General features: G+C 65.5%; 21 protein-coding genes. 14 read left to right on the forward strand and 7 right to left on the reverse strand.

The annotated features are described in order from the left end of the window. Nucleotides 1-93: 93 nt before the first annotated feature. The 4 genes from J6595_RS03010 to J6595_RS03025 are packed head-to-tail and all read right to left on the reverse strand — an operon-like array spanning nt 94 to nt 4,976. A complete protein-coding gene (locus J6595_RS03010; RefSeq protein ID WP_209592984.1) occupies nt 94-912 on the reverse strand; it encodes a cyclase family protein in 819 nt (272 codons plus the stop codon). After that, complete coding sequence (locus J6595_RS03015) at nt 909-2,150, reverse strand: SDR family NAD(P)-dependent oxidoreductase (RefSeq protein ID WP_209592985.1); 1,242 nt, start codon at nt 2,148-2,150, stop codon at nt 909-911. The genes J6595_RS03010 and J6595_RS03015 overlap by 4 nt, the downstream gene beginning before the upstream one ends. Then, nucleotides 2,147-3,331 carry a thiolase family protein gene (locus tag J6595_RS03020; RefSeq protein ID WP_209592986.1) on the reverse strand — a complete coding sequence of 395 codons (1,185 nt, stop codon included), beginning with the start codon at nt 3,329-3,331 and terminating at the stop codon, nt 2,147-2,149. The genes J6595_RS03015 and J6595_RS03020 overlap by 4 nt, the downstream gene beginning before the upstream one ends. 1 nt (nt 3,332) lies before the next feature. Beyond that, complete coding sequence (locus tag J6595_RS03025; protein ID WP_209592987.1) at nt 3,333-4,976, reverse strand: AMP-binding protein; 1,644 nt, start codon at nt 4,974-4,976, stop codon at nt 3,333-3,335. A gap of 443 nt (nt 4,977-5,419) precedes the next feature. On the opposite strand from J6595_RS03025, the gene J6595_RS03030 reads away from it, so the two are divergent. From J6595_RS03030 to J6595_RS03080, 11 genes are all read left to right on the forward strand, one after another. Continuing rightward, entirely contained in the window at nt 5,420-5,845 is a 426-nt protein-coding gene (locus J6595_RS03030; protein WP_209592988.1) for a hypothetical protein, read from the forward strand. Continuing rightward, nucleotides 5,842-6,627, forward strand: a complete 786-nt coding sequence (locus J6595_RS03035; protein WP_209592989.1) for an aspartate/glutamate racemase family protein — start codon at nt 5,842-5,844, stop codon at nt 6,625-6,627. Before J6595_RS03030 ends, J6595_RS03035 begins: the two co-directional genes overlap by 4 nt. 280 nt (nt 6,628-6,907) lie before the next feature. Further along, nucleotides 6,908-8,482: an ABC transporter substrate-binding protein gene (locus J6595_RS03040; protein WP_245197589.1), complete on the forward strand. Its 1,575-nt coding sequence runs from the start codon at nt 6,908-6,910 to the stop codon at nt 8,480-8,482. Between the two features lie 34 nt (nt 8,483-8,516). Then, nucleotides 8,517-9,536, forward strand: a complete 1,020-nt coding sequence (locus tag J6595_RS03045; protein WP_209592990.1) for an ABC transporter permease — start codon at nt 8,517-8,519, stop codon at nt 9,534-9,536. Next, the gene (locus J6595_RS03050) at nt 9,529-10,446 is read left to right on the forward strand and encodes an ABC transporter permease (RefSeq protein ID WP_209592991.1); all 918 of its coding nucleotides are present in this window, start codon (nt 9,529-9,531) and stop codon (nt 10,444-10,446) included. Before J6595_RS03045 ends, J6595_RS03050 begins: the two co-directional genes overlap by 8 nt. After that, a complete protein-coding gene (locus J6595_RS03055) occupies nt 10,443-11,327 on the forward strand; it encodes an ABC transporter ATP-binding protein (RefSeq protein WP_209592992.1) in 885 nt (294 codons plus the stop codon). The genes J6595_RS03050 and J6595_RS03055 overlap by 4 nt, the downstream gene beginning before the upstream one ends. Next, entirely contained in the window at nt 11,320-12,240 is a 921-nt protein-coding gene (locus J6595_RS03060) for an ATP-binding cassette domain-containing protein (RefSeq protein ID WP_209592993.1), read from the forward strand. The genes J6595_RS03055 and J6595_RS03060 overlap by 8 nt, the downstream gene beginning before the upstream one ends. Before the next feature lie 20 nt (nt 12,241-12,260). Beyond that, complete coding sequence (gene dctP, locus J6595_RS03065) at nt 12,261-13,244, forward strand: TRAP transporter substrate-binding protein DctP (protein WP_209592994.1); 984 nt, start codon at nt 12,261-12,263, stop codon at nt 13,242-13,244. Nucleotides 13,245-13,453: 209 nt separating this feature from the next. Then, nucleotides 13,454-13,966, forward strand: a complete 513-nt coding sequence (locus J6595_RS03070) for a TRAP transporter small permease (protein WP_209592995.1) — start codon at nt 13,454-13,456, stop codon at nt 13,964-13,966. 3 nt (nt 13,967-13,969) lie between these two features. Then, complete coding sequence (locus J6595_RS03075; protein ID WP_209592996.1) at nt 13,970-15,280, forward strand: TRAP transporter large permease; 1,311 nt, start codon at nt 13,970-13,972, stop codon at nt 15,278-15,280. Between the two features lie 7 nt (nt 15,281-15,287). Next, nucleotides 15,288-15,986 carry an EthD family reductase gene (locus tag J6595_RS03080; protein ID WP_209592997.1) on the forward strand — a complete coding sequence of 233 codons (699 nt, stop codon included), beginning with the start codon at nt 15,288-15,290 and terminating at the stop codon, nt 15,984-15,986. Nucleotides 15,987-16,454: 468 nt separating this feature from the next. Here J6595_RS03080 and J6595_RS03085 read toward each other — a convergent pair whose 3' ends face one another. Beyond that, nucleotides 16,455-17,384, reverse strand: a complete 930-nt coding sequence (locus J6595_RS03085; protein WP_209592998.1) for an NADP-dependent oxidoreductase — start codon at nt 17,382-17,384, stop codon at nt 16,455-16,457. A 70-nt stretch (nt 17,385-17,454) separates the two neighbouring features. Continuing rightward, entirely contained in the window at nt 17,455-18,225 is a 771-nt protein-coding gene (locus tag J6595_RS03090; protein WP_209592999.1) for an HpcH/HpaI aldolase family protein, read from the reverse strand. Nucleotides 18,226-18,366: 141 nt separating this feature from the next. Between J6595_RS03090 and J6595_RS03095 the strand changes: the two genes are divergently transcribed. Both J6595_RS03095 and J6595_RS03100 read left to right on the forward strand, forming a co-directional pair. Further along, a complete protein-coding gene (locus tag J6595_RS03095) occupies nt 18,367-19,458 on the forward strand; it encodes an LLM class flavin-dependent oxidoreductase (RefSeq protein WP_209593000.1) in 1,092 nt (363 codons plus the stop codon). A 9-nt stretch (nt 19,459-19,467) separates the two neighbouring features. Continuing rightward, entirely contained in the window at nt 19,468-20,004 is a 537-nt protein-coding gene (locus tag J6595_RS03100) for a flavin reductase family protein (protein ID WP_209593001.1), read from the forward strand. 9 nt (nt 20,005-20,013) lie between these two features. Here the strand turns inward: J6595_RS03100 and J6595_RS03105 are convergent, their stop codons facing one another. Continuing rightward, nucleotides 20,014-21,588 carry a phytoene desaturase family protein gene (locus tag J6595_RS03105; RefSeq protein ID WP_209593002.1) on the reverse strand — a complete coding sequence of 525 codons (1,575 nt, stop codon included), beginning with the start codon at nt 21,586-21,588 and terminating at the stop codon, nt 20,014-20,016. 223 nt (nt 21,589-21,811) lie between these two features. Here J6595_RS03105 and J6595_RS03110 point away from each other — a divergent pair, with 223 nt between their 5' ends. Further along, entirely contained in the window at nt 21,812-23,395 is a 1,584-nt protein-coding gene (locus J6595_RS03110) for a phytoene desaturase family protein (protein WP_209593003.1), read from the forward strand. Nucleotides 23,396-23,607: the final 212 nt, after the last annotated feature.

Raw genomic sequence — 23,607 nt, forward strand, 5'->3', positions numbered from 1 at the left:
TCTCCTCTCGGCTGTGGTCATATTAGTTTAGGCTTAAACTATAACGATGGCAATCCGGATGGGGCGCTCCGCTCGTGGCGCTCTTCACACGCCTCAGAGTCCCGCAGGTTTCCCCGGAACCATCGCAAAGACCCGCAGCGGGCTGCCCGAGCCGTTGCGGATCTTCAAGGGCGCCGCGAACAGAACCGCGCCGCGCGCCGGCAGCCGGTCGAGGCCCGTCAGACACTGCAGGCCGTAGCGGCCGTGGCCGTGCAGGATGAAATGGGCCGGATAGGGCGGGCTCAGATGTCCGCCCTGCCCGGCATCCGTTCCGATCGTCTCGGTGCCGAAGCCGCAGATGCCGCGCTCCTTGACCAGAAATTCCATCGCGTCGGCGGCAGGCCCCGGCGAATGGGCGCCGTCTTCCTTCAGGTTCAGATATCTGGCGCTGCCGAGATGCTTCGACCAGTCGGTGCGAAACAGCACCCAGGCGCCCTCTTCGATCGCGCCATTCGCCGCCTCCCACGCCTCGAGGCCATCCCGCGTCAGGAGAAAATCCTCGTCGGCGGCACTTTCGGCCGAAAAGTCGAGCACGATGGCCGGCCCCACAAGCTTGTCGAGCGGCACCGCGTCGACGGTTCCCTGCGGCAGGTTACGGCCGGAAATCCAGTGCGCCGGAGCGTCGAAATGGGTGCCGGCATGCTCCGACATGGTGATGGTGTTCCAGTACCAGCCGGGCCCGCGCCCGTCATAGCGCGAGACTTCCTCCATGCGGAAAGGCTGGCACTGGCCGAACTCCGGCGGCAGGACCATCACCGGAAAGTCCGGCGACAGGGCGTGGGTCAGATCGACGATCTCGACCGTCCCGGATGCGAGGCCGGCGGCGAGGCCCTGAAGAAGATCGGCGCCGGTCGGCTGCGGCGGCTGCGTCACTGGCTGAGCTCCCGTTCCAGAACCTTGGGATCGGCGAGAAACCGGGCCATCACATCCTGCGCGACATCGCCGACAAAGCTTTCCTCGATGCCTTCGTTCAGCGCTGTGAGAACGGCGGACGCGATCTGCGACGGCGCCACCTTGGGCGGCGGCACATGCTGGCGCCAGTCGTCATCGACCGGACCGGTGAAGACGCTCATCACACGCACGCCGCCGGGGCGCAGTTCGGCGCGCAGGCATTGCAGGAGCGAATGGCGAGCCGCACAGCTGGCCGAATGAAAGCCGAACTCCGGCAGATTGGCAAAAGCGTGGATCGGCAGGATGTCGACGAAGGCGGCCGCCGAGTTCGTGCCGTCGCCGCCGCGCGCCCGCATCCCCGGCCCGAAGGCCATGGCAAGGCGCTGCAGGCCGAAGACGTTGACCTCGAAGGCCTGATGGGCCGTCGCCAGCGCGTCCTGGCCGACGAGCCCGCCGGGCCGGACATGGTCGGCGGTGTTGACGATGATGTCCGTCTTGCCGCCGATCTCGCCGGCAAGCTCGGTCACCGAGGCCGTGTCGGTCAGGTCGAGCTCCATCGTCTCGACATTGGCCATGGCCGCGAGTTCGCTCTGACCGGCAAAGGGCTTCCACGGCTCGGCTATGCCGACGAAGACGCTCACCGCACCGGCGCCTGCAAGCCTTGCCGCCACCGCCTGACCGACGGCGCTGCGCCCGTCTGTGACGAGGACCCGGCGAAATTTCGGGCTCGCGGTCAGTTCGCGAAATTGAAGGTCATCGGCCATGTTGTCACTATCCTCGGCCGGAAGCGCTATGACGACGGCATTGCCGCCCTTGTCGAGCTTGGCCACCATGCGAACCGGGCCCGGCACCGCAACATCGCCATGCAGATGGGTCACGATCGAAGCACCGCTGTCGAGCCTCACCATGCCGACGCGCCAGGGCATGCGCTCGCGGAAATAAAGGTCGGTGCTGGTTCGGATGGTCGTTTCGGCGATCACCGTCGCGCCGCCCTCCACGGGCTGGAAACGCAGGCTCGTCGACAGGCAGCCCGAGCAGGCATCGCGCGGCGGATAGGCCACCCGGCCGCACGCGTCGCAGACCTGCAGCGCAAAGATGCCGCGCGCCGCCCAGGCCGTCATTCCGAGCGCTGACCGGCTGCGATTGAGCGGCGGCAGCTCCGCCGGCCGCGTCGCGGCCTGTGGATCCTTGCGGGGTGGCCTTTCGATCGGAACGCTCATGTCGCCGCCCCTTGCAGGATGGCCGCGCCGGAGCAGAGGCCGCGATCGTAGTTGATCATGCCGAAGCCCGAGACCAGCGCAGTTCTCGCGCCCTCCACCGGCTTCGAAAGCGACTGCCCGGTCACCTGCCGCAATCCCTCGACGAGGCCAAGATAGCCGCCTGCGGCCCCCGCCTGCCCGGCCGAAAGCTGCCCGCCGCTGGTATTGTGCGGAAAACTGCCGCAATTGGTCAGATCGTGCGAGCGGACGAACTCCGCCCCCTCGCCCTTTTTGCAGAAGCCGAGATCCTCGAACTGCATCATCACGATCACCGGATAGTCGTCATAGGTCTCGACCACGTCGATGTCGTCCGGGCGAAGGCCGGCCATGGCGTAGAGCTCGTCCACATCCATCGCCCAGCCGCCGCGCATCTGGATAGCGTCGTCCGGAAAGGCGTTGTGGCGCTCGATGGTCGACAGCAGCCTCGCTTGTTCCAGACCGAGATCTTCGGCGATGTCGGCCGTAGTGACCAGAAAGGCCTCGGCGCCGGCGCAGGGCATGACGCAGTCGAAGAGATGGATCGGATCGGCGATCGGCCGCGCCGCCATATAGGCCTCGAGCGTCAAAGGCTTCCGCATGATCGCCTGCGGATAGGTCAGCGCATTGTCGCGCTGGGCGACGCAGATCCGGCCAAAATCCTGGCGGGTCACGCCATAGCTTCGCATGTAGTGATCGGTGAGGAGCGCGAAGGAGCCGTTCGGTCCGCCATAGCCATAGGGATAGCTGGCATCCTGGGAAAAGCGCGAAAACGACGACAAGAGCTTGCGGAACGAATCGACCTGATTGGCATCGGCGCCGACACAGGCGACGATCGACGCATCCCCTGCCTCCACCGCCCGCGCTGCCCGGCGCAGGGCAACGACGGCGCTGGCGCCGCCCATGGGAATGGCATCGAGCCAGCGCGGCGTCAGCCCCAGATGCTGGGTCAGGCCGACGGCGGTGTCGGGGCCGAGCGAGAAGCTCGAGACGGAGAGGCCGTCGAGATCGGCGGGGGTGATGCCCGCCCTCTCGGTCAGGGTCTTCAACGCCCGGGCAATCCACCAATGCGCCGTGTCCTGGGAGTAGCGCACATAGGGAATGCTGACGGGAACGGCGACGGCGACGTCCCTGTAGGGCCTGCGCGGATTGCCTCGTTGGGTCACGTCACGCCGTCCGTTTCTTCAGGCTGCGGGTATCGATGGCGATGCCTTTGGCAATCAGGGTCTCGACCGTCGTCTTCAGCGCCCCGCGCTGGATCTTTTCCGTCGAGGTCAGCGGGATTGCATCGACGAAGGCGACATGGCCGGGCGCCTTGTAATAGGCAAGCTGCGACAGGCAGTATCGCACGATCTCTCGGGCCAGCTCAGGCCCAGCGCAAGCACCCTCGCGCGGCACGATCAGGGCGACCACCTCCTCGCCGCGCACCGCATCCAGCGTCGGCGCGACGGCGACCGAGCCCACCCCAGGATGCCGCGCCAGCACGCTCTCGACCTCGACGGCGGAGATGTTTTCGCCGGATCTGCGGATGACATTCTTGCGCCTGTCGACGAAATGCAGCTGGCCGTCGGCATCGCGCCGCACGACGTCGCCGGTGTGGAACCAGCCGCCTTCCCAGGCAGCCTTGGTGGCGTCGGGATCTCCGAGATATTCGCGGAAAAAGCCGCGCTTCGGGTCGGGGCCCGCGCGCCGCACCAGCATTTCGCCCGGCTCGTCGGTCATGGCTTCGCCGCCCGTCTCGGTCCGGATGGCGATCTCGACCTCGGGTCGGGGGCGACCAAAGCAGTTGGTGCCGATCCGGCGCGGCTCCTCGCTGGCGATGACCACGGCGCCAGCCCCGGTTTCCGTCATCGCCCAGGCTTCCAGCAGCGGAAAGCCGAAGCGCTCCTCGAACGGCCCATGCAGGCTGCGGTCGACACCCGCGCCAAAGCCGAAGCGGACCTCATGCGCAGTGTCGGAGGGATCGGCGGGAGCGGCCATCAGCATCGCCGGCATCACGCCGAGATAGTGCACCACCGTCGCGCCGAATGTCCGCACGCTCGCCCACCATCTTTTCGGATGAAACCGGTCGAGAATCGCGATGGAGCCGCCGACCGTGATCACGCCGATGAGCGAATAGGCCATGGCGTTCATGTGGAACAGCGGCAGCGGCGTCAGCATCCGCTCGGGCGGATCGGCGCGAAGGGCGGCGAGGCCGCCGACGGTCGCATACCATTCGCCGGCGGTGAGGAAATAGTCGTTGGTAAGGACGCAGCCCTTCGGCTTCCCGGTGGTGCCCGACGTGTAGAGCAAGGCGCATTCGTCGTCGCGCGAAAGCCCTGCCTGGCCAAGAGTTCGCGGCGTCGCAGCAGCTGGAACCGGCTCGCCTGGCGTGATCACGCCGATCACGGCGCCGCTTGCCTCTGCGGCCTCGACGAGGTCGCGGACACGGTCCGCGGTCGCGACGGCCAGCACCAGCTTCGAATGGGCGATCAGATATTCGAGCTCGACGGCCCGCAGATCCGGATTGATCGGCACGACGGAAACGCCAAGGGCGTTAAGCGCGAACCAGTGAAAGATGAAATCGGGCCGATTGTGAAGCAGCAGCCCTACCCTGTGGCCGGCCCCATAGCCGCCCGCGCGATAGGCCTCCACCTGCGCCAGGACGGCGTCGAGGGCCTTGCCATAGGTCGTCGTTCCGGCGGCGATGCCGTAGACGGCGGCGGTTTCGGGCAGGACCGTCAGAAACGGTCGATCGGCATAGCGTTCCGCGGTGCGCTGGAACCTTCCGAAGACTGTCTGGTCGTCGGTGACGCCGGAAAGCTGGCTCATGAAGGGCGCGCTCCCTCGCTGCGGCAGATGGCGGCGAACGGCGTTGCGATGGTCTGGCCCGGGCGTAGCGACAAGTGGCACATCTGCGGCCCTATCCTGAATGAAAGCGCGGCCACCGCCGCCGAGCCATGCCCCTGTCGAGCAACTGCCAAGGCCTTGCGATGACCGGTCGAAACCTCGGCCGCAAGTGAATGCTTTAATCTTAAAATTTTCAAGCCCGGTGGCTCAGAATTCGAAGCGGGACCATTGCGAGCCCCGCAAGACGGCAAGCCCTTACGCTCCACTCTCCCCGATCCGTCTAGCTGTGACCACCGTTGCAGAAGGGGCGTTGACAGGCAGCCCGGTCCGGTCAATTTTAAGCTTAAAGCTTTCGGGGGAGGTCGATCGATGCGACGGCCGGAAGCTGCGAGGCGCGGCCTGCCGTCTCGCCGAAGGGAGCGCCCATGCAGGATCCCCATTGCCATTCGAGCAGCATCGCGGTCGAGCGCCCCGCAGAGATCGCCTTCGAGATCATGGCCGATGGCCTGAAGCAGGGTCGATGGACGCTGGGCAGTTACGAGCGCCGGGAGATCGAACCCGGCGTCTTCGTCGGAACCTCGCTGTTTTCAGGCAAGGAGACCTTCGTGCGCCTCGATGTGGACCGTGCCCGCTTGCTCGTCGATTACAATGTGGGCCCCAGCCCCGAGGCCATGGAGTTCCGCAACATGGCGCGGGTCATCCCCGGCTCCGCCTTGAAAATGAACGCCTCGCACTGCGTCGTGACGCTCCTGTCCTGGCGCCACGCAGGTCAGAGCGAGGCCGCCTGGATGCAAATATCGACGTCCCACGAGGCGGAGATGTTCCTCATCAAGGGGCTTCTCGAGCAATGAAGATCTTCTGGCAGAGCTTCATCGACGAGACCGCGAGCCGCCCCTACATGGAGCGGCTGTCCGCCTATCTGAACGACATCGCGGCACCTGGCACCAGCGTCCACGTCGCCGGCATTTCGCCGCCCGATCGCGATTTCGGCCGGCTTGCGGAGATGCGCTGCGCCGTCATGGCCGTCGACAACGGAATCGGCGCCGAGGCGGACGGTTTCGACGCCTATGTGATGGGACATTTTCAGGATCCCGGCCTCTATGAGCTTCGCTCGGCGGTTCGAATTCCGGTGATCGGCGTCGGTGAGGCAACGTTGTTCGCGGCGGCGCAACTGGGACGGCGGCTCGGCCTCGTCACCCTCGATCCGGCCTTCGAGGTCTGGCACCTCGAACAGGCCGATCGCTACGGGCTTGGCGACCGCGTTGCCCATGTCGCCGCGCTGTCCTGCCGGCCGGAAGACTTTTCCGACGCCTTTGCCGGCGACGAGGCGGCCAGGCGTCGCATGCTCGGCGACTTCACCGCCTGCGCCATGCCGTTGGTCGAAGCCGGCGCCGACGTCATCGTCCCGGCGGGTGTGCTGCCCGGCCTTCTGTGCGGTGGCGAGTTCGGCTTCAAGGTCGGGCACGCCCCGGTGGTCAACTGTGCCGCCGTCGGCCTGAAGAGCGCCGAGATGTGGGTCCAACTGCACCAGCTCGGCGGCATCGAACCGAGCCGCGGCCCGAGTTTCGCTCTCGCGCCGGATCGGGCGAAAGCCGATTTCCGGGCGCTCGTGGCCAAAGGCCGGGCCGTCTAAGCTCTCGCCAGGACCTTCGGGCAAGGCGGCGGCATTCAAGGCTTCGGCGTCTCGGCGGGCGGTACGCGGAGCGACGGCCTTGCCTCCCATCGCGATGCTGCATTGCCGCAATTTACGCCGCACTGCATAATAAATCGGCATGGTGAAAAATGCTTCAAGCTCCCCCTTGGCAAACCGTCCGACTTGCGCGTTTAATGCAAAGAAGAATTTTAAGCCTAAAGCAGTCTGGTGACCCACATCTCACTGCCAGGCCACGATCCGAGGGGCGATTCCTCGCCCAATGACCACTCTCTTGCGGGACGCGATCGGCATGAACATCGGCACGACGAGACGGGACTTTCTCAAGCTTGCGGGCGCCGGAGCGGTGCTCGCCGGGTTCCTGCGCGGCGGCGCCGCCATGGCCGCCGACACCGACACGGTGACCATCGCCTACAACGTCAACCTGCCCGCCTTCGACCCGACCGTCGGGCCATCGGCGGTCAATCCGACGATTCAGGCGATCTACCGTTCGATCTTCGATCAGTATGTGGGCCAGAAGCCGGACCTGTCTTTCGAGCCCGGCCTTTTGACCGAATGGGGCTGGAACGACGACAAAACCAAGGTCTGGATGACCGTCCGCGAAGGTGTCACCTGGCACGATGACTCGAAGCTCACGCCGGAAGACGTCGTCTGGTCGCTGGAGCGGGCCGGCGACGAAAAGAGCGGCAATCCCATCCAGTTCGTCTGGTCGACCATCGGCAATTTCACCATCGACGGCCAGCGTATCGAGGCCGACGTCAAATCCTTCGACCCGACCCTGTTCAAATGGATGGCCTTCCTCACCGGCTATGTCATGCCGAAGGCCTATTATGAGAAGGTCGGAGCCGAGGGCTTCGAGCAGAAGCCGATCGGCACCGGCCCCTATATGGTCGATGAATTCCAGTCGAACGGATTTTTGCGGCTGAAGGCCCACAAGGACTATTGGGGCGGCAAGCCTGCCTTCGAGACGGTGATCTTCAAATTCGTGCCGGACGCGTCCAGTCGTGTCGCCGAAATCGAAAGCGGCGGCTCCGACGTGACGCTGCAGATCCCCTATGAGGAATATGACCGCCTGACCAAGGGCGGCCGGTTCTCCGGCACCTGCGAGCCGGTGTCCGACATCGGCATGATCTTCATCAACAATGTCGAGCCGCTGCTCGACAAGAACGTCCGGCTGGCTGCCTGCCATGCCGTCGACAAGCAGGCGATCATCACGAGGCTTCTGCGTGGTTACGGAACGCCGATCGATACATTGGAAGCGCCGGGCTATGCCGCCTACGATCCGTCGATCAAGGTGCCTCATGATCCCGAGCTTGCCAGGAAGCTGCTCGCCGACAGCGGCTTTTCCACCGACAACCCCGTCAAGGTGACGATCCAGACGACCCGCGGCTACATGCCGAAGGACTACGAGATGATCCAGGCGATCGTCGGCATGTGGCGCAAGGTGGGGATCGAGGCGACCATCGAGGTCTACGAGATCGCCAAGCATTACGAGCTGCGCGCCGCCGACCAGCTCGCCCCCTTCGCTTTCTACAACTGGGGCAACGCCATCGGCGACCCGGCGACGTCGACGGGGTTTGCCATGTTCGGCCCCTCGCCGCACTCGGTCTGGAACACCGACGACCTTGATGCCAGGATCGCGCCGCTCTGGGGCGAGAAGGACGAGGAAAAACGCATCGAAGGCTGGAAGGCCGTCGACCGATACATCGCCGAAGAGGGCTATGTCCTGCCGATCCTGCAATACGCCCAGCCGATCGTGTTCCGGAAGGGCCTGACGGTCACGGCCAACCAGTCCGAAGCGCTGCAGCCGACCCTGATCGCGCCGGACAAGGCCTGAGACAAGACGAGGCGACCCGAAAGGAGCCGGGCGCATGCGCGTGCCGTTTCTAGCTGTCCTTCCCTGGCGCTCGCTGCTTCTCGCGATGGTGACGCTGTTCGGCGTCGCCGTCGTCTCCTTCGTGCTCCTGCGCGTCGTGCCCGGCGATCCGATCGCCATGATGATCTCCCCGGGCGCCAGCCCGGAGGACATCATGCGCCTTCGCGCCTCCTATGGCCTGGATCGAAGCATTCCCGTGCAGTTCGTCATCTGGCTCGGCCATGCCGTCACCGGCGATTTCGGCACCTCGATCTCGATGCGCCAGGACGTGATGCACCTGATCGCCGGCCGGCTGCCGGCGACGACCGAACTGACCCTCCTCGCCCTCGTCATTGCGCTCGTCCTCGGCATCGGCACTGCGGTCCTCTCCACACTGTCACGACGCAAGCTCGTCGGCGCGGCCATCGAGAACGGCAACGGCATCCTGCTCGCCGTGCCGGATTTCGTCTGGGCCCTGACCTTCGTCGTCCTGTTCGGCGTCGCCTGGCAGATCCTGCCGATTTCCGGCCGGATCGATCCGCGCATCTCGACGGATTTCGCCACCAACTTCGTCCTGTTCGAAGGGCTCTTGCGCCTGCGCCCTGCCGTCGTCGGCGACGTTCTCGCCCACATGATCATGCCGGCCTTCGCGCTCGCCCTCCCGCTCGCCGCCGTCATCATGCGGGTGTTGAAAGGCGCGCTGGAAGCCGAGGGCCAGCAGGACTACGCACTTCTGGCGAAGATCCGCGGCCGCTCGAAGCTGCGCATCACCCTGCAGGAGACGCTCCGCAACGCCCTGGTCCCGACCCTGGCGCTGACCGGCGTCCAGTTCACCTTCATGTTCGGCGGCACCGTCATCGTCGAGCGGATCTTCTCCTATCCCGGCATCGGCAACCTCGCCATCGACGCGGTGATCAACCGTGACCTGCCGCTGATCCAGGGTTTGATCCTCGTCTTCGGCCTGATCTTCATCCTCATCAATCTCGCCGTCGAGGCAAGTTTCGCAATGCTCAACCCGAGGCTCCGGCATGGTTGAGCGCGCCCTTCCCGAAGCAAGCGTGAGCAGCGCGCCGATCGCCGGCGCTGCGCCCCGCCGCGGAGCGTCCATCTGGTCAGCGCTTCTCGCGGAGCCTCGCGTCGTGATTGCCGGCGGTTTTCTCGTTCTTCTGGCGCTTGCCGCCATTTTCGCGCCGCTGATTGCGCCCCACAACCCGCTCGAGCAGGATCTGATGCTCAACACCCTGCCGCCGGCGTGGGTGGACGGCGCCGAACCCGGCTATCTTCTCGGCACCGACAGCCTTGGCCGGGACCTCCTGTCGCGGATGATCTATGGCGGGCGCGTCGCTTTGACGGTCGCCCTCGTCGCCGCCTTCGCCGCCGGCCTGATCGGCACGGTGCTCGGGCTTCTCGCCGGCTTCTTCGGCGGCTGGATAGACGCCGCCGTCTCCCGGCTGATCGACATCTGGATGGCTTTCCCGCCGGTCCTCCTGTCGATCCTCCTCGTCGCCGTCATCGGCACCGGGCTGACTTCGGTCATCCTCGCCATCGTCGTCATCGACTGGACGCGGTTCTGCCGGGTAGTGCGTTCCGAAACGCTGCAACAGGCGCGCATGGATTATGTCGATGCCGCCGTCGTTCTGGGCACCAGCCGCTGGCGTATCCTCTTCGTCGAAATCCTGCCCAATCTCCTGCCCGTCGTCGTCGTCCTTCTCAGCCTCGAAATGGGCATTGCGGTCATCGTCGAGGCGGTTCTGTCCTTCGTCGGCCTCTCGGTCTCCTCGGACATGCCGACCTGGGGCGGGCTGATCGCCGAGGGACGGCAGATCATCTATCAGGCCTGGTGGGTGCTGGTCTTCCCGCTCGTCCTCCTCTTCGCCACCGTCCTCGCCTTCAACCAGCTCGGCGACGGGCTGCGGCGGCTGGTCGATCCGGTGCTGCTGCGATGAGCGCCCCTTTGCTCGAGATTTCCGGCCTCTCGGCCCGGCTGCGTCGCCCGCCGCACAGCCCCCTGCTGCGATCGGTCAGCCTCACGGTCGCGGCCGGCGAGGTCCATGGCCTCGTCGGCGAAAGCGGCGCCGGCAAGTCGACCATCGGCAAGGCGATTCTCGATATCCTGCCCGATGCGATCGAGCTGTGCGGCGGCACGATCCGCTTCGCCGGAGAAGATCTCACCACCATGCCGGCGGCGCGTTTGCGCAAGCTGCTCGGCACCGAGATCGCCCTGATCCCGCAGGATCCGATGACGGCGCTGAACCCGTCGCGACAGGTCGGAAGCCAGCTGACCGACGGCCTGCGGCTGAGGCGCGGCCTGAAGGGCGCCGCGCTGAAGCAAAAGGCCATCGAACTCCTGCGCGACGTCCAGATAGCCGATCCCGAACGCGTGCTCGCGCTCTACCCGCACGAGATCTCCGGCGGCATGCGCCAGCGCATCCTCATCGCCGCGGCCTTCTCCCTCGATCCGAAACTGATCATCGCCGACGAACCGACCACCGCCCTCGACGTGACGGTGCAGAAGGAAGTGCTGCGGATGATCCGGAACATGCAGAAGATCCATGGGACCGGTGTGGTCTTCGTCACCCACGATCTCGGCGTCGTCGCGCAGGTCTGCGACCGCCTGACTGTGCTTTATGGCGGCATGGTCGTCGAACAGGGCGAGACCGCCGCAATCCTTGCCTCGCCCTCCCATGGCTACACGCGGGCGCTGATCGATGCGACGCCCCGCCATGACCGGGCCGGCACCGGCATGCAGCCGATCCCGGCCGGCATCGTTGCCGATCTCAAGGCCCAGCTCTCACGTTACGGTTTCGGGCCGTCCGGCCATGTCTGACCACAGCGCCCCCATCCTGATCGAGGCCCGCGACATCGCCCTCGATCTTGCCGACATGAACGCCCGCAAGAGCCTCGGCAAACGCCCGAGCATCCGCATCCTCAATCCGATGTCTCTGACGGTGCGTCGCGGCGAGATCGTCGGCATCGTCGGCGAATCCGGCTCGGGCAAGTCTTCCCTCGGGCGCGTCCTGTTGCGGCTCCACGAGCCGAGCGAGGGTCGCCTCACCTTCGGGGGCATCGACGTCACCCATTGCCCCGAGGCGGAGCTCAGGCCCCTGCGCCAGCGCATGCAAATGATCTTCCAGGATCCCCAGTCCTCGCTCAATCCGCGCCGCCGCATCCGTGCGATCATCGGCGCCGGCCTCGCCCTCGATCCCGAGGTCACGCCGAAGACCCGCGAGGCGGCGCTGGAGAGCATCGCGGCGCAGGTCGGCGTCGATTCCGCGCTGCTCGACCGCTTCCCCCACGAGCTCTCGGGCGGCCAGCGCCAGCGTGTCGGCATTGCCCGGGCGATCGCCACCCGGCCGGATTTCGTCCTCGCCGACGAGATCGTCTCCGGCCTCGACGTCTCCACCCAGGCGCAGGTTCTGGCGCTCCTGAAGACGCTCGCCCGCGAGCGCCAACTCGCCCTCGCCTTCATCAGCCACGACCTGTCGGTGATCCGCAGTCTGTGCGACCGCGTCGTCGTCATGCGCGCCGGGCGGATCGTCGAGGAAGGCCCGTGCGGGGCGATCTTCGAGCGGCCGGCCAATGCCTATACGCGCCAACTCCTCGACGCCATTCCCTTGCCGGTCCCCGATCCGGGCTGGCTCGACCGCGAGACGGCTGAAGCCTCGCCCTCTTCCCGATCGCCGACCCTGCCTCCCGGCGCCCCGGTGCGGGCGGCAGGCAACGCCTCGCCCCAACCCTAACAAAGCGAAAGGATCACGATTTGCAAAGAGCCCTGAAACTTGCAGCCGCTCTCGGCCTCGTCCTCATGTCGGCAGGGTCTTCCCTCGCCGAGGAGGTGACGCTCAACGCCGTTCATTTCACCCCGGCGCAGAACTCCTATGCCAAGAGCTTTCTGAAATATGTCGACGAGGTCAACGCCGCCGGCAAGGGCGTCGTCCAGATCAAGGTCCGCGGTGGCCCCGAGGTCATTCCCTCCGGCCAGCAGGGGCAGGCCCAGAAGAACGGCTTGATCGACATGATCAACACCCCGGCCGGGCAATATCTGGAGATCGTGCCCGAGGGCGAGGCCTTCTCGGCCTCGACCAAGAAGCCGGCGGAAATCCGCAAGAACGGCGGCTGGGATCTCATGCAGAAGATCTTCGGCGAAAAGGCCAACGCCCACCTCCTCGCCCATGTCGATGCCGGCACCGGCTTCAACATCTTCACCGTCGACGAGCCCAAGCGCACGCCCGATGGCGGCATGGACTGGTCTGACCTGAAGATCCGCGCCTCGCCGCTTTACCGGCAGTTCTTCGAAACGCTGGGCATGACCGTCATCGTGCTGCCGCCCGGTGAGGTCTACACCGCGCTGGAGCGCGGCGTCATCAACGCCAACGCCTATCCGGTCTTCGGCTATGCGTCCTTCGGTTGGGACAAGTTCACCAAGTACCGCGTTGATCCGACCTTCTTCCAGACTGATGTCCTGATTTCGATGAACAAGGACAAGTGGGACTCGCTGTCGCCGGAAGCCCAGAAGATCCTGACCGACGTCTCGATCAAGTATGAGGAAGAGAGCCTAGAAACGGTCCAGGCCCAGAACACCAAGGAAGCCGAAGCGATGATCGCCAAAGGTCAGAAGGTGTTCGAGCTCGAGGGCAAGGGCCGCGAGGAGTTTCTCGCCAAGGCCGCAAAGGCCAGCTGGGACCGGATGGAACAGCGCGATCCGACCTATGTCCCGGAACTGAAGAAGCTGTTCCAGAACTAGAGCATTTCCGGTGAACTCGTGTTCGCCGGAAACTCTCAAGAGCCTGATCGGCAAGAGTTGGAACCGGTTTCGGCAAGATCACGCGCTGACACAAAAGATAGAGCGGGGTTTCGATCAGACATGATCGTGTCCCGCTCTTCAGGCTTCGGCCAACACTGCGCCGGCGCTGCCGAAAAGGCGCCGGCAACCCTCATGGAGCCCCGTCCACCATGGACATATTCTTCAAGATCGTCGGCTGGGCGAGCCTTGCGCTCGCCTCCCTCGTCAAGCTGATCCTCGCCGCCATCGTCATCGAGGTCGTCCTCGATGTGATCCTGCGCAATCTGAACTACCGGCCGATCGGCTGGGGCGTCTCGGCGACGGAATACGGTCTGCTCTACGCGGCCTTCCTGCCGATGCCCTGGCTGGTGCGGATCAAGGGCCACGTCTTCGTCGAGTTCCTGCGCCGCGCCCTTCCCGCAGCCGGCCGCACCATTCTGGAAAAGCTCGTCTATCTGATCTGCGTCGGCCTCAGCCTCTACCTCACCTGGTACGCCTTCGGCGCCTTTCTCGATGCGCTGCGCACGGGAGCCTACGAGACCAAGACCTTCGACATGCCGAAATGGCTGATCTTCCTGCCCATCGCCGTCGGCTTCTTCCTCTCGGCCCTCGAATGGGTGCGTTACCTCGTCGGTTCCGACAGCCTCTACAATGTCGATCCGCTCGAACGCGAAGGGCTCTAGACCATGGACTGGCTGTTTCCCTTTGCCCTGATGGTCGGGCTGATCCTGTTTTTCATGGGTGTCGGCCTGCCCGTCGCCTTCGCCTTCTTCCTGGTCAACATCATCGGGCTGTTCCTGTTCTTCGGCGGCTCCGCCGGCGTCACCCAGATGATCTCCAACTTCTCCGACGCCATCGCCAGCTATTCGCTGGCGCCGCTGCCCTTGTTTCTGATCATGGGCAGCCTGTTCTTCCGCTCCGGTCTCGGCGACGGCGTCATGCACGCGCTGGACCTTTGCATCGGCAATCTGCGCGCCCGCCTGTCCTATGTCGTGCTCGCCGCAGGCGCGGTGTTCTCGGCGCTGTCGGGATCGAGCCTTGCCAATACCGGCATGATGGGATCGCTGATGGTCCCGGAGATGCTGAAGCGCGGCTACAAGCCGAAGATGGCCTATGGGCCCATTCTCGGCGCCGGCAGTCTCGCGGTGATCATCCCGCCCTCGTCCCTCGGCGTCCTTCTCGGCTCGCTGGCCAACATCAATGTCGGAGCGCTGCTGATCGCCGGCATGATACCCGGCCTGGTGCTGACCGTCCTCTTCGCCCTGCTGATCTTCGTCCAGACCCGCATCGACCCGGACTGCGCGCCGCTCTATCCCGTCGAGGACATCTCCTTCCTCGCCAAGGTGAAGGCGATCTCCGTCAACATCGTGCCGATGGGCGTGATCATCTTCCTCGTCGTCGGCACGATCCTGCTCGGCATCGCCACACCGACGGAATCGGCGGCGCTCGGCTGCGTCGGCGTCTTCGCGCTTCTCGTCGCCTACGGACGCTTCTCCATCAAATCCGTCTGGGCGGCGCTGGACGATGCGATGAAGGTCACCGGCATGACCTTCCTGATCATCTCGGCCTCGACCACCTTCTCGCAGGTCTTCGCCTTTTCCGGCGCCAGCAACGGCTTCATCTCCTACGTCACCGGCTTCGACCCCGGCCCTTACACCTTCATCCTGATCATGGTGCTGGTGATCCTCGTCCTCGGCATGTTCATGGATCAGGTCTCGATGATGCTGATCACCCTGCCGATCTTCCTGCCGATCGCCAACCATTTCGGCTTCGATCTGGTCTGGTTCGCACTGATCCTGCTGCTTGCCTACGAGGTCGGCTTCACGACGCCGCCCTTCGGCCTGTTGCTCTTCGTCATGATCGGCGTCGCGCCGCCGGGCACCAGCCTCAAGACCGTGGCGATGGCCGTCGCGCCCTACATGATCTGCACGCTGCTGCTGATCCTTCTGATCGTCATCTTCCCGAGCCTCGCGCTCTTCCTGCCCAACATGTTGTGAGGACGCGATGCGTTTTTCCTATCTCGTCTTCTTCACCTCGGAAGAGCCTGGCACCCGGATCTCGGCGGAGGATCTCGCCACCGTCCGCAAGGCCGTCGCAACCGTAAAGGGCCTGAAACGCGGTCGGCTCTACACGCCGGAGGTCGCGAGCGACCTTTATCACGACGACGGCGCCTCGCCGCTCTTCGGCTTCCAGCTGGATTTCGCCGAGCTCGCGGATCTGGAGGCCGCGATCGCGTCCTCCGGCGCTCTCAGCCCCCTCGGCAAACCCGGCGCCCTGCCGAGCCTCGCCGGCACCGACGCCACCCAGCAGGCGATGGCGCTGCGCACATACACCGTCCCCGAGCCGGCGCCGCTGTCGGCCTCGGCCTGCAGCTATGTGGTGCACTATCCCGGCCCCGCCGCCGACACCAACGCCTGGCTCAGCCACTACATCGCCCATCACCCGCCGATCATGAGGCGCTTTCCGGGGGTGCGGGAGTTGGAGATCCTGACCCGGATCGACTGGATCGACGCCATGCCCTGGCGCCGCGTCCTGCATCTCCAGCGCAACCGCATCCTGTTCGACAGCGCGGCCGCCCTGGAAGCCGCGCTGCATTCGCCCGTCCGCCACGAAATGCGCGCCGACTACACGCAATTCCCGCCCTGCGAAGGCGGAAATTTCCATTATCCGGTGGCGACAGAAGAGGTCGTGCCGGCGGGGTGAGTGTTTTTCATGGAGCTGCGTTGCGTTGTGAAACAGAATTGTCAAATCTGTTTCACTCGGACCTATAGACGTGCGTCATCCATCGCTCGCATCATCCAAAATGAGGGCGGGCGCAGGGAGGCGCTAGGAGCGGGTGGTCTCTCGATCACGCGCTTTCCAGACGATCCAATTTCCCAGACGTAGTTCACGCTCGCGCTCAACGACACGGATACGCTTTCGCGCCGCCCGACGAGGCGTAGAGTACCAGAAACTCAGGAAATTGACCGCAAAAGTCAGCACGTTGATCGAGAGGCCGACCAGCACCCAGAAATCTGGGAGCATAAGGGCCGGGTTTCATCTGATCATGAAAAACCCGGCCTTTGGGACCGGGTTGTGACGCTAACCTTTGTTAGCTTGAGTTTTGTGACACAAATCACTCCCGCAAGTCAATGATGCTCGAATTTTGAAACAGAATCATTGTATTCTGTTTCACGTCCTTGCCAGCAACAATCGCCCGCGCGTGACCGCCCCGGCCTCCATCATCCGGTGCGCCCGCGCCGCATCTTCCAGCGGCAAAATGTCGGCGATCTGAGGCTGAACCTCGCCGCTCGCCGCCATCGCCAGGATCGCTTCGACCGGCCCCTTCGCATCGGTGATCATGGCCCGTGTGACGGTGACGCCGAACTCGGCGTTGCGGTCGACGATGGGCGCTGCCACCAGCCAGACGAGATGGCCACCCTTTTTCAGGACCGGATAGGATCGCGCGTGTGTGGCGCCGCCGATGAGGTCGAAGACGACGTCCTGATCCCGGAGCGTGCCGAAATCCTCTTCGTCATAGGCGACCGCGTGAGCCGCGCCGAGTGAGCGGACATAATCCCTGTTGGCCGCGCGGCATGTGGCGGTGACCTTTGCGCCGAGGTGGCGGCACAGCTGGACGATCAGGCCGCCGACTGCGCCTGATCCGGCATGAACGAGGACCTTCATGCCGGGCTTGATCCGCGCCGTCTCGAAGACCGAGATATGGGCGCTGAGGCCGGCATTGACGAGGCTGGCGGCGGCCGCGTCGGAAAGACCGTCCGGGATCGCGACGAGGTCGGCCGCCCGTGAGATCCGCTCCTCGGCGTAGCTCCCTTGTGTGCCGTGGCCGGCCATGACGCAGACCCGGTCGCCGACGGAAAACTCAGAGATACCGTCGGCGATCTCACTGATCACCCCGGCGCCGTCGCGCCCCGGCACCTTGGGAAAGTCGACGGAGAAATGCGCCTTCAAGAGACCGGCGCGCAGCTTGCAATCGAGCGGCGTGACGCTGGCGTAGCGCAGGTCGACGCGGATCTCGCCGGGCTCCAGCGGCCGCGACGGTCGATCGTTCAGGGTCAGAACCGTTGGATCGCCGTAGCGCTCATATTCAATCGCGCGCATGGGGGCTCCTGTCGCAGCGGGGGTTTCAAGAACGACGGACAGCCTGACGGCGGCGACGCTGTCGAACCTGTCAGTCCGACGAGGTGGGCGAGATCGCCTTTGCCATCGACGCGGCCGAGGCGCCCAGAAGCATCGTGTCGGAGGCGACAACAAACAGGCTGACGCCCGCGTCGCGCCAGCGTGGCACGTCGGCGGCGGAGGGGCGGAACAGGCCGACCGCCTTGCCGGCCGACCGGCAGGCCGCAATGACCGTCTCGATCGCCGCTTCCAGCCGCTCGGTGCCACCGGGCCCGAAGGCCCCCATCGAGACCGCCAGATCGCCCGGTCCGATGAAGACGAGGTCGACGCCCTCGACGGCGGCGATCGCCTCGATGTTCTCGACCGCGCGAACGGTCTCGACCTGCACGCACAGAAGGATCTTCGCGTTCGCCGTGGCGACATAGTCGGCGATGTCGTAGCCATAGCGGGACGCCCGGCCGGGGCCCGCCCCGCGCTCGCCATCGGGCGGATAGCGCGTCGCGCGCACCGCCGCCTCGGCTTCTTCGGCACTGGAGACGCGGGGCACGAGGACGCCCTCGGCGCCGGAATCGAGCACCGCCGCGATCGCCTCAGCGTTGTTGCCGGGCACCCGGACCATGGCGACCGCACCGCCGGCCTCGGCCGCGCGGACGAGATTCTCGATCTCGCCGCGCGAAATCTGCGAATGCTCCCAGTCGATGCACAGGAAGTCGAGCCCCGCTCGCGCGATCACCTCGACGGCGACGGGATGGGGAATGGCGGCGAAGGTGCCGTTCAGCGGCTGGCCCGAGCGCCCCCTCTCGCGGAAGCTTGTCTGTGACATCGTCTCACCTTCGATTGCGGTCAAATTCTCCGCGAGTTTCCCGCATCGCGGGCTTTGCGGCAAGCTGTTTTATATTTAAACTATTTTCCGATGGACACGACCCGCCTTCTGGCCGGGCGGTCTCAACACTGGAGATCGACGATGATCAAACGACATCCGCTGAAGGGCGCCAACCGTCTGAAACTCGGCGTTTTCTCCACCAATGCCGATGGCGGGCTCGCCATCACCACGGTTCCCGAGCGCTGGCGCGCGACATGGGACGACAACATGAATGCCGCCCAGATCGCCGACCGGGCCGGCCTCGAATTCATGCTGCCGATCGCCCGCTGGAAGGGTTTCGGCGGCCAGACCCATGCCCGCGAATGGTCGTTCGAGACCTTCACCTGGGCGGCCGCGCTCGCCGCCGTCACCGAGCGCATCGCCCTGTTCATGACTGTCCATGTCCCGGTGATGCATCCGCTCTATGCGGCCAAGGCGCTCGCCACCGTCGACCACATTTCCAAGGGACGCGCCGGCCTCAACATCGTCTGCGGCTGGAACCCGTCGGAATTTGCCATGTTCGGCGTCAAGCTCGGCGAAAAGGGCTACGACCAGGCCGGCGAGTGGCTGGAGATCCTCGAAAAGGCCTATGGCTCCAGCGATCCCTTCGACTTCGACGGAGAATATTATCAGCTGAAGCAGGTGGTCAGCCGCCCGTCCAGCGTCCAGGTGCCGCGTCCCGTCACGATGAACGCCGCCTTCGGTGGCCCCGGCCGGGATTTCGCAGCCAGGCATTGCGAATACATCTTCACCACCTTTTCCGAACTCGACGGGGCGGAAAAGCATGTCGCCGACGTGCGCGAGCGGGCGGCAAAGGCCAACCGCGAAGTCGGCCTTTATACCGTCTGCCACGTCGTGTGTCGCGAGACCCAGGCCGAAGCCGACGCCTATTACGAACGCTATGCCCTCACCGAAGCCGATCATGCAGCGGTCGAAACCCACATGGCCGGCAAGAAGGAGTTCTCCTCCTCCCACGATACGGATGCCTATGATCGCTACCGCCAGCGCTTTGCCGGCGGCGCCGGCTCCTATCCGCTGGTCGGGACGCCGGAAAAGATCGCCGAGGAGATGATCCGGATCTCCGAGATCGGCTATGCCGGCATCGCCCTTTCCTTCGTCAACTACACCTACGAGCTGCCGTTCTTCTGCGACCGGGTGCTGCCGCTGTTGCGCCAGGCCGGCATGCGGTCATAGGCAAGAGCGATGAGCGAGAAGCCCGTCTCTGCCGAGCCGCCCGCGGCCGGCCCCGCCCGCTTCCGGCAGGGGATGCGATGCCTCGCCGGCTCGGTGACGGTGGTTGCCCAGCAAAGCGCCGGCGGAACGCTGTCGGGCGTGACCGCGACCGCCGTATGCTCGCTTTCGGCCGCGCCGCCCTCGCTGATCGCCTGCATCAACATGACCTCGGTTCTGGCTCAGGGGCTGGTCGCCGGCGCGCCCTTCAGCGTCAACATCCTGTCCGAGCATCAGGAGGATATCGCCAGGGCCTTCGGCGGCCAGAAGGGCCTGTCCGGCCGCGACCGCTTCATCTATGGCGAATGGTATCGCAGCGACGACGGGGTGCCCTTGCTCGCCGCCGCCCGGGCCACCTTCGAATGCCGCGTCGCCAGTTTCGTCGATTATGGCAGCCACCGTGCGGCCATCGGCCTCGTCCGCGACGTTCACATGAGCGACGAGGCGGACGCGACGCTGCTGTTCGCCGATGGCCGCTTCGTCACCGCAATAAAGACGGATCCGGTCTGAGCGCCCGCCTTACTTGAGCGATTGCGCCAGCCCGTAGCCGGAGCCGCCGCCAAGGCCGGGGCCGGGATGGGTCGACGCCCCGATCTGATGAAGACCCTTGATCGCCGTGCCATGGTTCTTCGACGAGGAAAACGGCCGCCAGATGAAGAACTGGTCGATGGTCGCGGCCCCGCCATATGGGTCGCCGCCGACGAGGTTCTTGTTCATGGCCTCGAGATCGGCCGGCGAGAAGACCCGGCGTGCGACGAGATTTTCTTCAAAGTCGTCGATCTGTTCGGCAAGGATCGCCTCCACCCGGTCGGCATAGGCTTCGCGCAGTGCCTCGGTCCAGCGTCCGTCGGCGGGCGGCGCGATCGCTCCGGCCGCATCGCCCTTGACGAAACGCGGCGTCTCCGGCAGCTGCAGCCACAAGATTGCCGAACCTTGCGGGCAGCGGCTCGGATCGAGCCCGTGGGGCTGACCGACGCAGATCGTCGGCACCGCCGGCAAGAGGCCGCGCTCGCATTCGTTCACCGCCCGCGACACCCCGTCGAGGCCGGGCGTCAGATGGATGAGCGCGACCTTGTCCAGCCCGGCCGTCTTCCAGCGCGGCGGACTTTTCAGGGCGTAGTGGATCTGCATGTTGCCCTTGCCATAGCGATAGGCCGCGGCGCTCTCGCGTGTCGCCGTATCGACGGCGCTTTCCGGCAGAAGCCGCTGGTAGAGCTGGGTCGGCGTCACCGAGCAGATGACCCCCTTCTTTGCCTCGATCACGGAGCCGTCGCCAAGCTTCACGCCGGTGGCGCGTCCTTTGACGACGAGCACCTCGGCCACGTCGGCGCCGGTTCGCACTTCGCCGCCATGTTCGCCGATCAGCCCCTCGAAGGCTTTGACGGCATTGGCGGCGCCGCCTTTGACGATGGGCGCGCCGGCCGCCTCCAGCGCAAAGGCGATGATCCGCGCCATCTCGCCTGAAAAGGCACTTTCGGGCCCAAGCCCCGCATGGAGCACCCAGGGCGCTAGGAGCGCCCGTGTCAGATCGGACTGAAAACTTGCCTCCAGCCAGGCCCGCCCCGGACGCAACGCCTCGCCGAGACGCGCCGCAAGCCCCCTCACCCCCCGCCGACGGGCCTCGGCGAACAGGAGCTTCGACGTCTTGAGGCTCCACAGCGTACCGCCAAGGAGGCCGAAGAGGAGGCCGGCGTCGCGCTCGACCGTCTCGATCTCGCGCCGATAACGTGCGCCCTCGCCCGGTGCCAGTTCCTCGAGCTGCGCGATATTGGCGGCGCGATCCGTCGTCAGGACGAGGCTGCGCCCGTCCGGCATGAGGACGGCGGTCGGATGCTGAGTGTTGGCGAAATCAAGACCATGGCGCGCGAGATCGGCGCCAAGTTCCACAAAGGCCGGCGATGTCACGAAGAGCACGAAGGTCGCCGCCATCACGTCGTGATGATAGCCCGGCACGGTGATCTCGTCCGTGCGCATGCAGCCGCCGGCCACCTTCTCGCGCTCCAGAACGACGACCGAATGGCCTTTCTTGGCGAGAAGCGCCGCGCAGGTCAGCCCGTTGATACCCGATCCGACGACGACGTAATCAGCAGCCATGGCGTTGCTCCCCACAAGTCTGAACAGGTGCGAGCGCCCGCCGAAACGGGATGTTCGCGCGGCACGGCAGCCTGCAGCGGCCGAGATTATGGCCAATCAATGCATTTGCAAATGTATAAGCTTAAAATAAATTCGTCCTTGCAAGAGCGGCCGTCCGGGACCGGCACCCTATCCGGCAACGATCGCAGATCGTGCCGCTCGTCACGAGATTGAGGAGGCGTTCATGGCCGAAGAATTCGATGCCGTCTTCGTCGGCGCGGGGCACAACGCGCTGGCGGCAGCGGTCCATCTGGCCTCCAGGGGCTGGTCGGTCGGCGTGTTCGAGAAGAACGACACGGCCGGCGGCGCCGCCCGCACCGAGGAAGCGACGCTTCCCGGCTTTCGCCACGATCTTTACGCCACCAATCTCGGCCTTTTCGCCGGCTCCGGGTTTTTTCGCGAACACGGCGAGGCCCTCGGCAAGCACGGCCTCGCCTTCGTTCCGGCCGAAGACTGCTTCGCCTCGCCGGCGCCCGATGGCAGTTGGTTCGGCGTGTCGAAGGACATCGAAAAGACCGTTGCGCGGGCCTCCAGCCTGTCGCCCGCGGACGCGGAACGCTGGCGCGAGATGGTCGCGGGCTTCGGCGCCGACGCACCGCATCTCTTCGCCCTCCTCTCGGCGCCCATGGGCTGGCGTCATCTGGCGTCGCTCGGCTGGAGGGCCTGGCGGGCCAAGGGCACGGCCGGAACGCTGGAGATGGCGCGGTTCCTCGCCTCCTCCCCGCGCGAATTTCTCGAGCGCAATTTCGAAACGCCGTTGATCCGCGCCGCCCTCGGCGCCTGGGGCATGCATCTCGATTTCGCCCCGGACGTCGCCGGCGGCGCGCTGTTTCCCTATCTGGAAGGCATGGTCGACCAGACCATGGGCATGGTCATCGGCAAGGGTGGCGCCGATACGATCATCAAGGCGATGGTCGCGCGGATCGAGGAACTCGGCGGCTCGGTTACCACCGGAGCGGAGGTGACGGAGATCCGCAACCGCTCCGGCAAGTCCGACGGCATCACGTTGGCCGATGGCAGGCAGATTACGGCAAGGCGCGCGGTCATCGCCGGCGTGACGCCCGGCGCACTGGTCGACCGGCTCCTGTCGGGCTCGCAGGGCAGCGGACAAAGCACCTTCGATGCCGGGGCGCGCAAGTTCAGGCACGGTCCCGGCACGATGATGGTGCATCTCGCCCTCTCCGGCCTGCCGGACTGGAAAGCCGGCGACGAGCTGAAGCGCTTCCTCTACGTCCATCTTGCGCCCGATCTCGACGGCATGGCGCGCGCCTATGCCGAGGCGATGGCAGGGCTCCTGCCCCGCCAGCCATTGCTCGTCGTCGGCCAGCAGACGGCGGTCGATCCGTCCCGCGCGCCCGAGGGACAGCATACGCTGTGGGTGCAGGTGCGCATGGTGCCGGGCACGATCAAAGGCGATGCGGCCGGAACGATCCAGGCGACGGACTGGTCCGAGGCCGGCGAAGCCTATGCCGACAGGGTGATCGACCTGATCGAGGACTATGCGCCGGGCACGAAGGCGAAGATCCTCGGCCGATATGTCGAGACGCCGGCCGATCTCGAACGCCGCAACCCCAACCTCGTTGGCGGCGACGGCATCGGCGGCAGCCATCATCTGTCACAGAATTTCCTGTTCCGGCCGATGCCCGGCTGGGCGCGCTACCGAACGCCGGTCAAGGACCTCTATCTCATCGGCGCCTCGACCTGGCCCGGCGGTGGCCTCGGCGCGGGCTCGGGCTACATTTTGGCGAAGGACCTCGCGGGACGATGAGGTGGAGTGCGGGATAAAGGGAAATCGCCGGGTACAGCAGTCTACTCGCGCCGCCGCCCCCATTTGGCTCGAACCGCCACCCCAACCTTCCAGTGCACGACACGACGCGCGAGCGCCGGCCACGACTTATTCGAGAAGGCGCACCATCCGACGCTTCGTCATTCTCGGGCCCCGTCCCGAGGATCCAGAAATCCTCGACAAAACAGAAGTTT

It is taken from the genome of Jiella mangrovi (assembly GCF_017815135.1).
GTDB classification, from domain to species: Bacteria; Pseudomonadota; Alphaproteobacteria; order Rhizobiales; family Rhizobiaceae; genus Jiella; species Jiella mangrovi.

Bases quoted from the DNA above. Each gene is read 5' to 3' on its own strand.
- J6595_RS03015 (WP_209592985.1), bottom strand. From the start codon at position 2,150: ATGAGCGTTCCGATCGAAAGGCCACCCCGCAAGGATCCACAGGCCGCG.
- J6595_RS03080 (WP_209592997.1), top strand. From the start codon at position 15,288: ATGCGTTTTTCCTATCTCGTCTTCTTCACCTCGGAAGAGCCTGGCACC.
- J6595_RS03040 (WP_245197589.1), top strand. From the start codon at position 6,908: ATGACCACTCTCTTGCGGGACGCGATCGGCATGAACATCGGCACGACG.
- J6595_RS03030 (WP_209592988.1), top strand. From the start codon at position 5,420: ATGCAGGATCCCCATTGCCATTCGAGCAGCATCGCGGTCGAGCGCCCC.
- J6595_RS03105 (WP_209593002.1), bottom strand. From the start codon at position 21,588: ATGGCTGCTGATTACGTCGTCGTCGGATCGGGTATCAACGGGCTGACC.
- J6595_RS03110 (WP_209593003.1), top strand. From the start codon at position 21,812: ATGGCCGAAGAATTCGATGCCGTCTTCGTCGGCGCGGGGCACAACGCG.
- J6595_RS03070 (WP_209592995.1), top strand. From the start codon at position 13,454: ATGGACATATTCTTCAAGATCGTCGGCTGGGCGAGCCTTGCGCTCGCC.
- J6595_RS03100 (WP_209593001.1), top strand. From the start codon at position 19,468: ATGAGCGAGAAGCCCGTCTCTGCCGAGCCGCCCGCGGCCGGCCCCGCC.
- J6595_RS03025 (WP_209592987.1), bottom strand. From the start codon at position 4,976: ATGAGCCAGCTTTCCGGCGTCACCGACGACCAGACAGTCTTCGGAAGG.
- J6595_RS03045 (WP_209592990.1), top strand. From the start codon at position 8,517: ATGCGCGTGCCGTTTCTAGCTGTCCTTCCCTGGCGCTCGCTGCTTCTC.
- J6595_RS03095 (WP_209593000.1), top strand. From the start codon at position 18,367: ATGATCAAACGACATCCGCTGAAGGGCGCCAACCGTCTGAAACTCGGC.
- J6595_RS03060 (WP_209592993.1), top strand. From the start codon at position 11,320: ATGTCTGACCACAGCGCCCCCATCCTGATCGAGGCCCGCGACATCGCC.
- J6595_RS03085 (WP_209592998.1), bottom strand. From the start codon at position 17,384: ATGCGCGCGATTGAATATGAGCGCTACGGCGATCCAACGGTTCTGACC.
- J6595_RS03050 (WP_209592991.1), top strand. From the start codon at position 9,529: ATGGTTGAGCGCGCCCTTCCCGAAGCAAGCGTGAGCAGCGCGCCGATC.
- J6595_RS03090 (WP_209592999.1), bottom strand. From the start codon at position 18,225: ATGTCACAGACAAGCTTCCGCGAGAGGGGGCGCTCGGGCCAGCCGCTG.
- J6595_RS03075 (WP_209592996.1), top strand. From the start codon at position 13,970: ATGGACTGGCTGTTTCCCTTTGCCCTGATGGTCGGGCTGATCCTGTTT.
- J6595_RS03055 (WP_209592992.1), top strand. From the start codon at position 10,443: ATGAGCGCCCCTTTGCTCGAGATTTCCGGCCTCTCGGCCCGGCTGCGT.
- J6595_RS03035 (WP_209592989.1), top strand. From the start codon at position 5,842: ATGAAGATCTTCTGGCAGAGCTTCATCGACGAGACCGCGAGCCGCCCC.